The organism is Pseudomonas sp. PVC-3-1 (assembly GCF_057444315.1).
Window position 1 is genome coordinate 3,847,139 of the sequence record NZ_CM172023.1, and the last position, 13,812, is coordinate 3,860,950.

The following is a 13,812-nucleotide window of genomic DNA, read 5'->3' on the forward strand; positions in this document are numbered from 1 at the left end:
AGTTCTCCATCAGGAATCGAAACCGATGCCGAAGGCATCGAAGGTCTTGAGCAGCAGGTCGCGGCGTCCGGTGCGGTCTTCCTTGGCCAGCGAGCGCTGGGCCAGGCGTACGCCGAGGTAACGCAGCGGTTCGGGCGGGAAGGGGAAAGGCTTCTGCGAGGTCATGCGCAGCTCGGTGCGTTCGGTGCGTTCGCCGCTCAGTTGGTCAAGCATGTTCAGCGCGGCAAAGCGGCTGGCCGACACGCCCTGGCCGGTGAAGCCCAGTGCATAGGCAACCCGTCCGCCGAGCACGCAGCCGGTGAACAGTGTGGTGCGCGCGGATGTGTCGATGATGCCGCCCCAGGCATGGCTGAACTCCACCGGGCCGAGTTGGGGGAAGGCTTCGCGGAACTGTTCGGCCAGGCGCTGGAAGCTTTCCGGGCGCTGGGTCAGGGCTTCATCGCGGCGGCTGCCGAAGTGGTAGATGGCGTCGAAGCCGGCCCAGAGAATGCGGTTGTCGGCAGTCTTGCGCAGGTAGTGGAACTGGTTGCCGGCATCGGCAATGCCGTAGCGGTCGACCCAGCCGATGGCGCGCAGCTGATCATCGGTGAGCGGCTGGGTGACCAGGGAGTAGTCGTACACCGGGATCACGCTGGAATTCAGGTGGCCGAGCAGCGGCGCTGCGATGTTGGTCGCCAGGGCTATCTGCCCGGCCTCCAGTTCGCCACGGTCGCAGCGCAGCATCAGGCGGTCGCCGCGCTGGTGCAACTCGTGCACGGGAGTGTTCTCGTACAGCTCAACGCCTTGCTCCAGGCACACGCGACGCAGCTCGGCGGCCATCTTCGCCGGATTGAGCAGCGCATAGTTGGGCTCAAACACGCCGGCCTTGTACATTGGCGAGTCCAGTTTCTGCGCCAGTTCCGCACCTTCGAGCCATTCGCAGTCAATGCCGAAACGCTGGTAGTTACGCTGCATGCCGCGCAGGCCATCGGCCTGCCAGGGCTGCATGGCGACGCTCAGCTTGCCGCATCGTTCGAACTCCACGCTCATGCCAAAGCGCTTCAGGTCCGCCTCGAACTCGTCGAGGTTCTGGCGCCCCAGGCGCACCAGGGTTTCGGCTTCTTCCGGCCAGCGGCGCAGGGCGTTGCCTACGCCGTGGGAAATACTCGGTGCGCAGAAGCCGCCGTTGCGCCCGCTGGCCTCACCGCCGCAGCGGCGCGCCTCGACCACCGCGATGCTCGCGCCGGGCCAGCGCTGGCGGGCGTGCAGGGCGGTCCAGAGACCGGTGAAACCGCCGCCGACCACTACCAGGTCGAAGCGGCGATCTGCTTCCAGCGCCGGTGCGGCGGGAGCGGGATCGAGGGTGTCGAGCCAGAAAGGGCGGGGAGTGGCGTGCGCAAGAAGGGCGGATATCATCGGAAAACTCCGGCAGAATGTCGGAAGAAGGAGCGGTCTTCGGGCCGCGTCCGGGTTTTGTAATCGCTTCCGGGAGCCAGGCATACGGTCCGCCGCTTTTTGCGGGCACGCCCGGAGCAGGAGCAGCCGGCCTCGGCCGGCAGGGGAAAACAATGAGCGAAGAACAGGGCTGGAGTGCCACGCTCGAAGGCACGACCCATCAGCCCGACCCGGCCAGCGCCGCTACTCACGCCGTGGTCATGCGTTATCACCAGGCGTGGCGTCGCCATGACATCGAGGCGCTGATGGCGCTGTTCGATCCGCAAGTGGAGTACAACGACTTCTTCCAGGGGCGTCGGATTGTGCCGGGCGAGCTGCGCGAATACCTGCAGACCAGCATGCCCGCGGCGGGGGACGAGTCGCAGGTCTACACCGACCGTCTGCGGGTGGACGGCGACACCGCTTTCCTGCAGTACCAGGTGACCCTGCGCGGCACCCAGGGGCTGGTGTCGTTCCGCACCACTGAGGCCTACACCGTACGCAATGGTCGGATTATCCGGGTCAACGAGCACGCCGCGTTGGTCGGTCAGGCGCAAAAGCCTGCCAATGAGCCGCAACCGCGCATGGCCGGTAGCCGCCTGGGGCTTTCCGCGCGGCAACTGAGCCAGCTGGGCGGCGACATCCAGCAGTACTTCCAGCAGAACCGGCCGTTCCTCAACCCCGACCTGGACATGCCCCAGGTGGCGGCGGCCACCGGCTATACGCGCAACCAGATTTCCTACTTCCTCAACCAGGTGCTGGGCCTGAGCTTCTACCAGTACCTGAACCAGTTGCGCCTGCGCCACCTGCTCGGCCAGCTGGACGGCGCCACCAGCGTCACGCGCATCGACGAACTGGCGCGGGCGGCCGGGTTCCGCTCGCTGTCCACCTTCTACCGCTGCTTCCGTGAGGAGACGGGACTGTCGCCCAAGGCATATCTTGAACAGCGAGCCGCTTCGTCGTCGCAATGACGAACCTTGTAGGAGCGAGCTTGCTCGCGAACGGATCTTCCCCTCGGCTCCGCAGCTGGGCGGTTCGCGAGCGAGCTCGCTCCTACAAGGCAGCCCCTACAACGTTTCGGGGCCGCTCCGCGCGTGCCCGCATGCAGGGCGCCCGCGTTATCAATCCAGCGGCCATTTCCCTATGCTCGCCCCACAAGCATTCCAACAAACTCAGGAGACCTTCGCATGCGCGACCAGCTCTATATCGACGGCCAGTGGCAGGCTCCCGCGAAAGGCGGGCGCTTCGAGGTGTATGAACCCTCCAGCGAAGCGGTGCTGACCGAAGTTGCCGCTGCCACCGGCGAGGACGTTGATCGCGCTGTGCAGTCCGCGCGCCGGGCTTTCGATGAAGGCGAGTGGGGCCTTAGCACGGGCAAGGAGCGCGCCGGTTACCTGCGCGCCATTGCCGACAACCTGCGAGGCCGCCGCGAGGACCTGGCGCGCCTGGAAGTCCAGGACAACGGCAAGCCGCTGCCCGAGGCGCAGTGGGACATCGACGATGCCATCGGCTGCTTCGACTATTACGCCGAGCTGGCTGAAGGGTTGAATGACGAAGGTGAAGTGGTCGCGCTGCCCGACGAGCGTTTTGCCTGCCGCGTGCTGCGCGAGCCGGTCGGCGTAGCGGGGCAGATCATCCCGTGGAACTACCCGCTGTTGATGGCCTCGTGGAAGGTCGCACCGGCGCTGGCCGCAGGCTGCACCGCCGTACTCAAGCCTTCGGAGCTGACGCCGCTGACCTCCCTGGAACTGGCTGCCGCCGCGGATGCGGTCGGCCTGCCGAAGGGCGTGCTCAACGTGGTAACCGGCCTGGGCCGCGATGCCGGCTCCCCGCTCTCGTCGCATCCGGGCGTGGACAAGCTGGCCTTCACCGGCAGCGTGCCGACCGGGCGCGCGATCATGCAGGCGGCAGCCCAGGACATCAAGAATGTCAGCCTGGAGCTGGGCGGCAAGTCGGCATTCATCGTCTTCGATGACGCGGATGTCGAGGCGGCCGTGGAATGGATTCTCTTTGGTATTTTCTGGAACCAGGGCCAGGTGTGCAGCGCCACCTCGCGCCTGCTGGTGCAGGACGGCCTGCACGACCGTCTGATCGAGCGCCTGGTGGAGGAGGCCCGTCGCATCACCATCGGCAACGGCCTGGAACCGGGCGTGCTGCTCGGCCCGCTGGTCAGCGCCGGGCAACACGCCAAGGTACTGCAGGCCATCGAAGCTGGTGTGCGTGATGGCGCCAGACTTGTCACCGGCGGCAAGCGCCCGGCACACCGCGAGAAGGGCTGGTTCGTCGAGCCGACGGTGTTCATCGACGCGCCACTGGAAAGCGCCGTGTGGCGCGAGGAAATCTTCGGCCCGGTGCTCGCCGTGCGTCGCTTCAAGGACGAAGCCGAGGCACTGCGCCTGGCCAACGACAGCCAGTTCGGCTTGGCGGGGGCGGTGATGTCCGCCGACCCGGCGCGTTGCCAGCGAGTGAGCCGTGGCCTGCGCGCCGGCATCGTCTGGGTCAACTGCTCGCAACCGACCTTCACCCAGGCGCCGTGGGGCGGTTACAAGCAGAGCGGCATCGGCCGCGAACTGGGCGTGTGGGGCCTGGACAACTACCTGGAGACCAAGCAGGTCACCGAGTACCTCAGCGACCAGCCGTGGGGTTGGTACATCAAGTAATTCCGGGAGCGGAGGGCGTTTAGGTAGGAGCGGACTCACGATCGATTCGCCGCGAAGGTCAGCGCACTGGGCGAAGCCATCGCGGGAAGGGTCCGCTCCTACGCTGTATCCAACCACGGTGCGGCTTTTTGAAGGAGGCGTCGGCGTCGCGAAGGGTGGGCTGGTAAGATTAAAGATACAAACAATTCGCATTTACAAAGAATTTACATCTGCATACACTTCGGCTCCCCGCCAGCGTTCCACCGCGCCGGCATTCGCCAACCCGAGTCATTGCGCCGACAGAGCGCAAACCTCGTACCGAAGGATCCTCCAGCAGATGAAAGATGTAGCCTCGGGCGCTCTCCTGCTCAGTCTCTCCACCTTTGCTCTCTCCGCGGTCGCCGCCCCCGTGGCCATCGACCTGCCCAAGCAGCCCCTGGCCGCTTCCCTGGAGCAACTGCAATCCGCCACTGGAATGCGGATTTCCTATGATCGTGCCCAGGTCGCCAAGGTTGGCGCGCCGGCACTCAAGGGCAGCATGGAGCCGAGTGAGGCACTGGATCGTCTGCTGGCGGACAGCGGCCTGCAGGGCACTGTCGACGGCAACCGCGCACAGATCAGTGGCACCGCACACAGCGGCGCGTCGGGCAACGACAGCGTCGACCTGGGCGCTACCGAGATCGTCGGCGCCGCCAGCGTGGCGCCGGGTACCACCGAAGGCACCGGCTCCTACACCACGGGCGTGATGCAGACTTCCACCAAGCTGAACATGACCGTCCGAGAGACGCCGCAGTCGGTCAGCGTGGTCACCCGCCAGCAGATGGAAGACCAGAACATGCAGGACCTGGACGATGCGATCCGCGGCGTCACCGGCATGACCGTGCAACAGTATGGCCCGGCCCGCGTGAGCTACGCGGCGCGCGGCTTTGACGTCGACAACATCATGTACGACGGCCTGGCCACCAGCATCTCTACCTACACCCAGGACGTGATCTCCGCTGCCGATCTGGCGATGTTCGACCGCGTCGAAGTGGTGCGCGGCGCCACCGGCCTGATGCAGGGCGCGGGCAACCCGGCCGCCGCCGTCAACATGGTGCGCAAGCGTCCGACCCAGGACTTCCACATGAGCCTGGAAGGCAGCGCCGGCACCTGGGACCGCTATCGCAGCCAGGTTGATGTGTCCGGCCCGCTGAACAGCGAAGGTACCCTGCGCGGTCGCGCGGTGGCTGCCTATGAGACCCGTGACAGCTTCCAGGATGTGGTCAGCGGCGAGCGCGGTGTGCTCTACGGCATCACCGAAGCGGACCTGAACCCGGACACCACCCTGACCCTGGGTGCGTCCTACCAGAACGACAACAAGAACGACAACTGGGTGGGCCTGCCGGCGCCGCTCGGCGGTCGCCACCTGGACCTCAAGCGCTCCGACTACTACGGCGCCGACTGGTCCTACTGGGATACCACCACCACTCACCTGTTTGGCGACGTGGTGCACCGTTTCGACAACGGCTGGCAGATGAAGGTCGCCGCCGACAAGCTGTGGGCGCGCATCGAGATGCTGGGCCTGTACAACAGCTGCTACTACACCGAAGGCTGCCCGACCATGATCCAGGGGCCGGGCCAGTATTCCTACACCGACGACCACCAGAGCTACGACGCCTTCGCCAACGGGCCGTTCCAGGCCTTCGGCCGTGAGCACGAACTGGTATTCGGCGGCAGCTACCGCGAAGAGCGCTTCGATGGCCACGGCGGCTGGGGCGACCTGTACTACAAGGACGGCTCGCCGGTCACCCCGTTCGACCCGACCAAATGGGACCCGTCCTCGGTGGCCAAGCCGGACATCGACATGAACCTGTGGGGCATGAAGCTCGACCAGGAGCAGAAGGGCGCCTACGTCACCACCCGCCTGAACATCGCCGACCCGCTCAAGGTGATTCTCGGCGGCCGCCTGGACTGGTACGAAGCCGACCCGCACAACGAGACTGGCACCCAGAAGGTCACCCGCAACGTCACCCGTTACGCCGGCGTGGTCTATGACCTGAACGATGTGTATTCGGTCTATGCCAGCTACACCGACATCTTCAAGCCGCAGAGCAACTTCGACGCCAGCGGCAGTCTGCTCGACCCGATCACCGGCAAGAACTACGAGATTGGCCTGAAGGGTGAGCACTTCGGCGGCACGCTGAACACTCAGATCGCGCTGTTCCAGATCGACCAGGAAAACCGCGCCACCGACGACACCAGTGGCCCCTCGCCGTGCCCCAGTTCGCCGACCTCCATGTACTGCTCCCGTGCCTCGGGCAAGGTCCGTAGCCAGGGCGTGGACATGGAAGTGAGCGGCGCGCTGACCGAGAACTGGCAGGCCATGGTGGGTTACACCTACGTCGACGCCAAGTACAAGCACGACAGCAACGAGGATAACGTCGGCAAACCCTTCGACCCGACCAAGCCGCGCCACCTGTTCAAGCTCGCCACCAGCTACAACCTGCCGGGCGAACTGCACAAATGGCGTGTCGGGGGCAACCTCGTGACCCAGAGCCAGACCGAGGACACCAGCACCGGCTTCCAGCAGGGGGGCTACACGGTGACCAACGCCATGCTCGGCTACAAGGTCAACGAGAACATCGACACGCGGGTGAACTTCAACAACATCTTCGACAAGTACTATTACAGCGGCATCAGCTTCGGCAACCTGAACTACGGTGAGCCGCGCAACCTGATGTTCACGGTGAAGTACTCGATGTGATCCGCCTGGCCTGAACGATAAAAAGCCCCGCATCGCGGGGCTTTTTTGTTGTTTGTAGGAGCGAGCTTGCTCGCGAACAATCTGCCGGTGACTCCGGTATGGGGCGGTTCGCGAGCAAGCTCGCTCCTACAGGTTCAGCCCGTAGGGCGTATAACGCGCCAGCGTTATCCGCCGCGAAGTGCCGGCGGATAACCTGTTCCAGGTTATGCGCCCTGCGTATCTGACGTTGGGCGGTTCGCGAGCAGGCTCGCTCCTACAGGTTCACCACCTTGCGCCTCAGGCGCGGCCTTCGGCTCTCTCGAACAGATCGAGCAGATCGCCCAGCGTGCTCTCCAGATACTCGCCCGCACGGTAGGCGGGCTTGAGCGCATCACCACCCGCCACCACGTCCAGCGGCCGTTCGATGAAGCGGCCCACCGGCAGGAAGTCGCTGTCGAGCACCAGCACCACCGGAATCAGGATGCGATCCAGCTCCATGCGTTCGCGCAGGTCATCTTCGGCGCGCCCCTTGGTGATCACCGCCAGTTCCACGCGCGGTTGCAGGCGCTGCAGGTGGTCCATCACGGTGACGTTGATCTGGCAGTCCGGGCACCACATCTCGCCGGCGATCAGCAGGCGGTAGCGGCCCTGGATGGCCTCGATACGCTGCAGGGTGTTGGCGCTGACCGTGCCGGGCTCTGCCAGCAACTGCTGGACCTTGCGCACGCCGGCGATCTCGCCGGGCAGGCCGTGGGCGACGAAGGCGTCGAAGCCCTCGCCGATGGAGAAGAGTTCCTCATAGGAGGCCATGGGGATTTCCTTGAAACGGGTGATGGCTCATCCCAGCAGAAATCCCCGTGGCGGGCAATCAGCTCTTGGCGGTCTGCGCCTTGGCTGCCGCCAGGTAGGGCGCCAGGCGGCGGCCCATTTCCTCGCCCAGGGCCTGCAGGCCGCTGAGCGGGCGGACCATGACCTCGAATTCGATGATCTTGCCGCTCTCGTCGAAGCGGATCATGTCGATGCCCTTGAGGTCCTTGCCATTCACCGTCGCACTGAACTCCAGCACCACGTTCAGGCCATCGCCGGTGGCGAGCTCGCGGTGGTAGGTGAAGTTCTCGAACACCTGCAGCACGGTGTTGAGGATGGTCGAGACCACCGGCGCGCCGGGGTAGGGCGAGTGCGCCATGGGCGAGCGGAACACCGCGTTGGATGCCAGCAGTTGAGGCAGGTTGGACAGGTTCTTGGCGGCCACCATCTGGTGCCAGCTGGCCAGCGAAGCAGCGGCGTGGGGGTGCAGGTTCAGTGCGGTCACGGGAATACCTCCTGAGAGTTCTTGTTGTTCATTCAGGACGATACGGCCGGGCCGGCGGCTGGCTCAATGATCGGAAATGACAGAAGACTGATCCTGGCGTACAGCGCTTTCAGTGCGTTGCCGGGCTGATCAGGTAGCTCACCAGTTGCGGGTCGTCGCCCGGCTCGATGCTTTGCACCGGGCGTGGCAGGTCGGCGAACACGGCCTGCCAGAAGGCCGCTGCCACCTCGTCCTGGGCATAGAAGCGCACCAGCCACGGACCGGGGTTGCCCAGCAGCACCTGGTTGGCCAGGGCGCGGCCAATCCCCATGCGACGGTACTTCTTCAGCACGAAAAGGTCCGACAGCTCCAGCGCGTCGATACCCGGCAGCTCGCTGCCCTCCACCAACAGGAAGCCGGCGATGAAGCCGTCGGCGAGGATCAAGTTGGCGCTCCACTCCGGCTCGCTCCAGTAGCGCGCCAGGTGCTCCTCGTGGATGTAGAAACGGCCGTCGACCTCCACGTCCTCATCTTCCCAGTCCGACGACTCGTAGGCGTAGTACTGGTAGAGGTTGCGGATCAGGTCCTGGTGTTCAGGGCCGGTCTGCACCAGCTGGATGGACAGATCGTTCATGGTCGGGAGGCTCGCGGCGAGGCGGAAGAGGATGGATGACCGCCATTGTCGCCCATTCCCGCGGCAATGCCAGTGGCAGACGGGTTTGAACCGCGCCGGGGCGGGTGCGATGATGCAGCCGCATTCTTTTTCGAGACCCTGCCGTGCGAACCGACAGCCGCCTTTCGCGCATGCTCCACGTGCTGCTGCACATGGCCCGCGACGACCAGCCCGTGACCTCCGAGCGCATCGCCCAGATGCTCGGCACCAACCCGGCCGTGGTGCGGCGGACCATGGGCGGCCTGCGCGAGGCCGGCTACGTGCGCTCGGAGAAGGGGCACGGCGGTGGCTGGACGCTGGACTGCGATCTGGCCCAGGTGACGTTGCTGGACGTCTACCGCGCCGTGGGCAGCGAGCGCCTGTTCGCCATGGGCTTCGACAACGTGCACCCGGACTGCCTGGTGGAAAAGGTGGTCAACGCCGCACTGCAGGACGCCATGGAGCAGGCTACCGCCATCCTCCTGGAGCGACTGGGTGCCGTGTCCCTGGCCGATCTCGCCGAACGCTTCACCGCGCTCTACCCGAAAAACCACTGATGGTTGCTGGCTGAAATGCCGGTCGATGATCGGCGTTGACCCTGTGTGTCAAATCAAGCTACTTTAAAAGTAACGAAAGATTCGAAGCCCCGACTCATCTTCACAGGAACCCTTCCATGATCGATCTTTTGAGCGCGCCGCTAGCCGGCGCGCTGTGGACCTGTCTTGCCCTGGCGATTGCCGCCTCCGCGCTGTCCATGACCGTCACCCAGACCGAACTCTTTGCGCCCCTGCGCGCGCTGGCCTGGAGAATCCATCCGCAGGTCGGCCATTTGTTCCAGTGCTTCTACTGCTTCAGCCACTGGGTGGTGATCGCCGGCACCCTGGTCTACCGTCCGGTAGTGATCGCCAGTGGCTGGGCGCCAGTCGACTGGCTGGTGGCGACCTTCTTCACCATCGCGCTGACGGCGATGTTCTGCGGGCTGCTGTTCAAGGTGTTCCTCACCGCAATGGCCAAGGCCGTGAGCGAGCGGGAGCTGAAGAAGCTGTTAGCCAGCGAGTGACCGGAAAGGAATCTGCATGAAGCACTCCGAACTGATGGCCCCGTTCCACGACCCCGAGGCCGCCGCGCGCTACGCGGAAAACCCGCCGCGCTTCGTTCCCGGTCTGTTCGATCTGCACCGCATGGCGGCGATCCTGCTGGCCGAGCAGGCGCCGCACGACGGCCACCTGCTGGTGCTTGGCGCGGGCGGCGGCATGGAGCTGCAAGCCTTCGCCGAGGCGCAGCCGGCCTGGCGCTTCACCGGCGTCGATCCTTCCGCCGAGATGCTCGCGGTGGCGGCGCAGATGCTCGGGCCGAACTCCCGGCGAGTCGACCTGCTGCAGGGCTACATCGACGACGCAGCGCCGGGCCCCTTCGACGGTGGCGCCTGTCTGCTGACCCTGCATTTTCTGCCTGAATCGGAGCGCCTGCGCGTGCTGCGCGAGATCCACTCTCGGCTCAAGCCCGGCGCGGCCTTCGTCATGGCGCATTTGTGTGTACCGCAAGGCGCTGGTGAGCGGGCGCGCTGGCTGTCGCGCTACGCGGATTTCTCTGTCAGCGCGGGCATGGAACCGACCACAGCGCAGCAGGCCCGCAGCGCCGTGGATACGCACCTGAACATCCTCACCCCCGAGCAGGACGAAGCGCTGCTCTGGGAGGCCGGTTTCAGCCGTATCGAAGTCTTCTACGTCGGCTTCGCCTTCCGCGGCTGGGTCGCGCTCGCCTGAGGGCTCGCTCAGGAGCGGTATCACCGGTTCAGTCTGCTAGGCTGGCGACCCGTTTTACGCTGGACGCCAGTCGATGCAGATTCCTTCCTCCCACGTCATCCACCAGACCGAGCATTGGCTGCTCAATCACCATCTGGCGTCCGCCTTGCCGGGCTACCTGATGCTCGGGTCTCGGCAGCCGGTAGAGTCCCTGGCCGACCTGCCGGACGCCGCGCTCGCGGAAATGGGTGTCTTGATGGCGAAAGTCCAGTGCATCCTCGAAGAGGCCCTGCAACCCAAATGGCTGTACATCGGTCGTTTTGGGCATTCGCCGGGATTCCCCATCCACTTCCATTTCATCCCGGTGTACGCCTGGGTGGAGGAACTGTTCTGGGCTGACGAACGCTATCGCTCGTTGAGCCAGTTCGCCCATGTCGAAGATGCCGCCACCCAGACTGATGGCGCCGAGCTGAGCCTGTTCATCTGGCGCGAGTTCGGCGAAGCCCCCGTGCCGCCAGCGGTGCAGGGGCCATCGATCGAGCAGGTGGTCGAGTTGCTACGCGGTCGTTTTCTCCAGTCCCAGTGATCCCAGCAACCAGTCATGGAACAGCTGCGCCGCCGGTGACAGATGGCGATGGCGCAGGGACACGAGGTATTCGCCGCGCTCGGTGACCATGGCCAGGTCCGTCACCCGTTGCATCTCGCCATTGCTCACGGCTTCGTCCGCCATGAAGCCCCAGGCCAGGCCGATGCCCATACCCTGCTGCACGGCGCGGTAGGCGAGGGTGAGCTGGTTGAACACCGGGTCGCTTTCCGCTGGCTGGTAGTCCTTGCCAAAGTGACCGAACCAGTCGTGCCAGTCCAGGCAGCTCCAGGCCGAGGTGTCCAGCTGCACCAGCGGGGCGGCGGCGAGTTGGTCGAGGGTGATGATGCGGGAAGCGTCGAAATCCGGCCGGGCGACGGGGTAGACCACTTCCGGCAGCACGAAGCGGCTGTTCAGCGTGGTCCAGTCGCCGGTGCCGTAGAGGATGCCGAGGTCGAAATCCACCAGGCTGGCTTCGTCCATCTCATTGATCGCATGCACGTGCACGGCGATGCCGGGATGCGCCTTGTTGAACTCGATCAGCTTGGGAAACAGCCAGAACTGCGCCATCGCATGGGTTGCCAGCACCGACACGGCGTTGCTCTGGTGCACGTTGCGGATGCGCCGCACGCTGTGTTGCAGGCGGTCCAGGAGCATGTCCACGGTAGTCAGCAGCTCCGCGCCAGCGGCAGTGAGGGTGACACCGCGCGGCTTGCGCTCGAACAGCGGCACTTTGAGGCTATCTTCCAGCGCGCGCATCTGTTTGCTCACCGCACTCTGGGTGAGAAACAGTTCGGTGGCAGCCTGGGTGAAGCTGCCATAGCGGCCCACGGCCTCGAAGGTGATGAGGGTTTCCAGGGGGGGCAGGGTGCGCAGGTAGCGGCTGATGACGGCTCTCCGGTAAAAGGCTGAGGCATTCCTGGTGGGAATGCCTTGGTGCGGATTTATCCTTGGTCAGAACCTACCACAACCGCTACCGTGGCGGCTCTTTTGGGGCTGTTCAGAGGTTGTGGGAAATGAAACGCGGGGTGGTATACGCAGGCATGGCAGGGGCAATCTGGGGCGGGGTGATTCTCGCTCCGTCGCTGGTGCCGGAGTTCAACCCGCTGCTGATCAGTTCCGTACGTTTCGCGCTGTATGGTGCCATCTCGCTGCTGATCGCCTTGCCGGTGGCCCTCGGTCTGCTGCGCCGGGTCAGCCGCGAGGACCTGTCGATGCTGATTCGCCTGTCCCTGGCCGGCAACCTGCTGTACTTCGCATTGCTCTCGGCGGCGGTGCAGTTCGCCGGGGTGGCGGCGGCCTCGCTGATCAACGGCATCATGCCGCTGGCGATCAGCTACCGCAGCCGTTCGGAGCAGGACTCGCTGCCGCTGTCGCGGATGAAGATGCCGCTGGCGCTGGTCGCGCTGGGCATCCTCTGTATCAATCTCGATACGTCGGCGCTGATGGCCGCCGGCAGTACGCCGGGCGAGCGCATCCTCGGCATCGTCTGCGGCTTCTCCGCGGTAGTCTGCTGGTCCTGGTACGCCACGGCCAATGCGCGCTACCTGAAGGCAAGCCATTTCAACAGCCACGAGTGGTCGACCCTGATCGGCGTAGTCACCGGTGTGATGGCTGTGGTACTGGCTGGCGTCGGTATGCTGATCGCGCCGCAGGCGGTCCCGACGGGGATTTCGTCGGAGCGCTGGATGGTATTCCTCTGGGTGTCGCTGTTCCTCGCCGTGTTCGGCTCCTGGGTCGCCAACGGTCTGTGGAACGCTGCGACGCGCCGCCTGCCGATGAGCCTCGGTGGCCAGCTGATCGTCTTCGAAACGCTGTTCGCCTGCGCCTATGCCTATATCAACGAGCAGCGGTTGCCCGGCCCGGTGGAAGCGCTGGCCATTGTCCTGCTGACCGGTGGCGTGCTCTGGGCTATCGGCCTGCACCGTGCGCCGGCAGAGTTCCCGGCGCGCGCGGTGGAGTCCTGAGTCAGGCCTTCGGGCTGCCTTGCAGACGCGGGCTCCAGTCTTCCACTGCGCCGCTCTCCAGGCGCCGCGACAGCGTGCGGCGCCAGTTCGGCGGCAGCGGCAGTTCCAGGCATTCGCGCAGGATATCGGCGTCCATGCGCTTGTCGAACAACACGGCGCAGAGCCGTTGCAGCGTCCACGCGGCATGGGGCCGCTCGACCAGTTCCAGTATCGCCCCGACGGCCACCGTACCTTCCTCCAGCACGCGGTAATACCAGCCGGTGCGCCCGGATTCCTGCACCCGCAGGGCCATCTGCGCGACGTCGAAGCGGTCGTTGAGTTTCCAGCAGGGCATGCGCCCCTGGGATACCTCCAGCAGGGCCGTGCCAGCGCGGATGCGGTCGCCCAGGCAAAGATTGGCTTCCGTCCAGCCAGTGGTACTGAAGTTCTCGCCGAAGGCGCCGGGCTCGCGGAGCAGCGGGTGCTCACCCAACTCGGTGGCCCAGGACGCGTAGTGCTCGCGGGGGTAATGGTGGATGGCTTTCTCCACCCCGCCGTGCACGCGCAAGTCGCCTTGCTCGTCGCTTTCCAGGCCCAGCGTCGTTACCGCCAGGGTGACCTGGCGAGGCTGCTTGGCGATGGCGCTGCGCGAACCGGGGCGAGTGAAAGGCACCGCGTGGCCAGTGAGGAGGGAGTCGAGGGAAATGGCGGGCAGGCTCATGATGAGATTCTCGTACTTGGAAATGGTATCGACCAAAAACTATATGGACAAAATCCGTCATAACGGTAGGTTGTGTCAATGTTTCGATTCGATACCAAAG

General features: G+C 65.1%; 14 protein-coding genes. 8 read left to right on the top strand and 6 right to left on the bottom strand.

Going from position 1 to position 13,812, the window contains the following annotated elements; all coding sequences use genetic code 11:
* Nucleotides 1-9: 9 nt before the first annotated feature.
* Entirely contained in the window at nt 10-1,395 is a 1,386-nt protein-coding gene (locus tag AC2T4A_RS18000; protein ID WP_486741415.1) for an NAD(P)/FAD-dependent oxidoreductase, read from the bottom strand.
* Nucleotides 1,396-1,634: 239 nt separating this feature from the next.
* Here AC2T4A_RS18000 and AC2T4A_RS18005 point away from each other — a divergent pair, with 239 nt between their 5' ends.
* From AC2T4A_RS18005 to AC2T4A_RS18015, 3 genes are all read left to right on the top strand, one after another.
* Nucleotides 1,635-2,384, top strand: coding sequence for an AraC family transcriptional regulator (locus AC2T4A_RS18005; RefSeq protein ID WP_486743694.1), 750 nt, complete (start codon nt 1,635-1,637; stop codon nt 2,382-2,384).
* Nucleotides 2,385-2,600: 216 nt separating this feature from the next.
* Nucleotides 2,601-4,073, top strand: coding sequence for an aldehyde dehydrogenase family protein (locus AC2T4A_RS18010; RefSeq protein ID WP_486741416.1), 1,473 nt, complete (start codon nt 2,601-2,603; stop codon nt 4,071-4,073).
* A gap of 316 nt (nt 4,074-4,389) precedes the next feature.
* Nucleotides 4,390-6,795: a TonB-dependent siderophore receptor gene (locus AC2T4A_RS18015; RefSeq protein WP_486741418.1), complete on the top strand. Its 2,406-nt coding sequence runs from the start codon at nt 4,390-4,392 to the stop codon at nt 6,793-6,795.
* 276 nt (nt 6,796-7,071) lie between these two features.
* Here AC2T4A_RS18015 and AC2T4A_RS18020 read toward each other — a convergent pair whose 3' ends face one another.
* The 3 genes from AC2T4A_RS18020 to AC2T4A_RS18030 all read right to left on the bottom strand — a co-directional run bounded on the left by AC2T4A_RS18020 (nt 7,072) and on the right by AC2T4A_RS18030 (nt 8,699).
* Nucleotides 7,072-7,584, bottom strand: coding sequence for a thioredoxin family protein (locus tag AC2T4A_RS18020; RefSeq protein ID WP_486741419.1), 513 nt, complete (start codon nt 7,582-7,584; stop codon nt 7,072-7,074).
* A 58-nt stretch (nt 7,585-7,642) separates the two neighbouring features.
* Entirely contained in the window at nt 7,643-8,086 is a 444-nt protein-coding gene (locus tag AC2T4A_RS18025; RefSeq protein ID WP_416749416.1) for a nuclear transport factor 2 family protein, read from the bottom strand.
* Between the two features lie 109 nt (nt 8,087-8,195).
* Complete coding sequence (locus AC2T4A_RS18030) at nt 8,196-8,699, bottom strand: GNAT family N-acetyltransferase (protein ID WP_486741420.1); 504 nt, start codon at nt 8,697-8,699, stop codon at nt 8,196-8,198.
* A 143-nt stretch (nt 8,700-8,842) separates the two neighbouring features.
* Here AC2T4A_RS18030 and AC2T4A_RS18035 point away from each other — a divergent pair, with 143 nt between their 5' ends.
* The 4 genes from AC2T4A_RS18035 to AC2T4A_RS18050 all read left to right on the top strand — a co-directional run bounded on the left by AC2T4A_RS18035 (nt 8,843) and on the right by AC2T4A_RS18050 (nt 11,048).
* A complete protein-coding gene (locus tag AC2T4A_RS18035; protein WP_416749418.1) occupies nt 8,843-9,274 on the top strand; it encodes an Rrf2 family transcriptional regulator in 432 nt (143 codons plus the stop codon).
* A 116-nt stretch (nt 9,275-9,390) separates the two neighbouring features.
* Nucleotides 9,391-9,777 (top strand): DUF1360 domain-containing protein, encoded by a 387-nt coding sequence (locus tag AC2T4A_RS18040; protein ID WP_416749420.1) that lies wholly within the window; start codon nt 9,391-9,393, stop codon nt 9,775-9,777.
* A 16-nt stretch (nt 9,778-9,793) separates the two neighbouring features.
* Nucleotides 9,794-10,483 (top strand): class I SAM-dependent methyltransferase, encoded by a 690-nt coding sequence (locus AC2T4A_RS18045; RefSeq protein WP_478378763.1) that lies wholly within the window; start codon nt 9,794-9,796, stop codon nt 10,481-10,483.
* Nucleotides 10,484-10,556: 73 nt separating this feature from the next.
* Nucleotides 10,557-11,048 carry an HIT family protein gene (locus AC2T4A_RS18050; protein WP_416749425.1) on the top strand — a complete coding sequence of 164 codons (492 nt, stop codon included), beginning with the start codon at nt 10,557-10,559 and terminating at the stop codon, nt 11,046-11,048.
* Here the strand turns inward: AC2T4A_RS18050 and AC2T4A_RS18055 are convergent.
* Nucleotides 11,019-11,876, bottom strand: a complete 858-nt coding sequence (locus AC2T4A_RS18055; protein ID WP_486741421.1) for a LysR substrate-binding domain-containing protein — start codon at nt 11,874-11,876, stop codon at nt 11,019-11,021. The two genes, AC2T4A_RS18050 and AC2T4A_RS18055, sit on opposite strands and share 30 nt — an antisense overlap.
* A gap of 185 nt (nt 11,877-12,061) precedes the next feature.
* Here AC2T4A_RS18055 and AC2T4A_RS18060 point away from each other — a divergent pair, with 185 nt between their 5' ends.
* Entirely contained in the window at nt 12,062-13,012 is a 951-nt protein-coding gene (locus tag AC2T4A_RS18060) for a DMT family transporter (RefSeq protein ID WP_486741422.1), read from the top strand.
* 1 nt (nt 13,013) lies between these two features.
* Here AC2T4A_RS18060 and AC2T4A_RS18065 read toward each other — a convergent pair whose 3' ends face one another.
* The gene (locus AC2T4A_RS18065; RefSeq protein WP_486741423.1) at nt 13,014-13,712 is read right to left on the bottom strand and encodes an MOSC domain-containing protein; all 699 of its coding nucleotides are present in this window, start codon (nt 13,710-13,712) and stop codon (nt 13,014-13,016) included.
* Between the last annotated feature and the right edge of the window lie 100 nt (nt 13,713-13,812).

Excerpts from the sequence above, each read along its gene's own strand:
- AC2T4A_RS18015 (WP_486741418.1), top strand. The coding sequence starts at position 4,390 with ATGAAAGATGTAGCCTCGGGCGCTCTCCTGCTCAGTCTCTCCACCTTT.
- AC2T4A_RS18020 (WP_486741419.1), bottom strand. The coding sequence starts at position 7,584 with ATGGCCTCCTATGAGGAACTCTTCTCCATCGGCGAGGGCTTCGACGCC.
- AC2T4A_RS18010 (WP_486741416.1), top strand. The coding sequence starts at position 2,601 with ATGCGCGACCAGCTCTATATCGACGGCCAGTGGCAGGCTCCCGCGAAA.
- AC2T4A_RS18030 (WP_486741420.1), bottom strand. The coding sequence starts at position 8,699 with ATGAACGATCTGTCCATCCAGCTGGTGCAGACCGGCCCTGAACACCAG.
- AC2T4A_RS18060 (WP_486741422.1), top strand. The coding sequence starts at position 12,062 with ATGAAACGCGGGGTGGTATACGCAGGCATGGCAGGGGCAATCTGGGGC.
- AC2T4A_RS18000 (WP_486741415.1), bottom strand. The coding sequence starts at position 1,395 with ATGATATCCGCCCTTCTTGCGCACGCCACTCCCCGCCCTTTCTGGCTC.
- AC2T4A_RS18045 (WP_478378763.1), top strand. The coding sequence starts at position 9,794 with ATGAAGCACTCCGAACTGATGGCCCCGTTCCACGACCCCGAGGCCGCC.
- AC2T4A_RS18050 (WP_416749425.1), top strand. The coding sequence starts at position 10,557 with ATGCAGATTCCTTCCTCCCACGTCATCCACCAGACCGAGCATTGGCTG.
- AC2T4A_RS18005 (WP_486743694.1), top strand. The coding sequence starts at position 1,635 with ATGCGTTATCACCAGGCGTGGCGTCGCCATGACATCGAGGCGCTGATG.
- AC2T4A_RS18040 (WP_416749420.1), top strand. The coding sequence starts at position 9,391 with ATGATCGATCTTTTGAGCGCGCCGCTAGCCGGCGCGCTGTGGACCTGT.
- AC2T4A_RS18065 (WP_486741423.1), bottom strand. The coding sequence starts at position 13,712 with ATGAGCCTGCCCGCCATTTCCCTCGACTCCCTCCTCACTGGCCACGCG.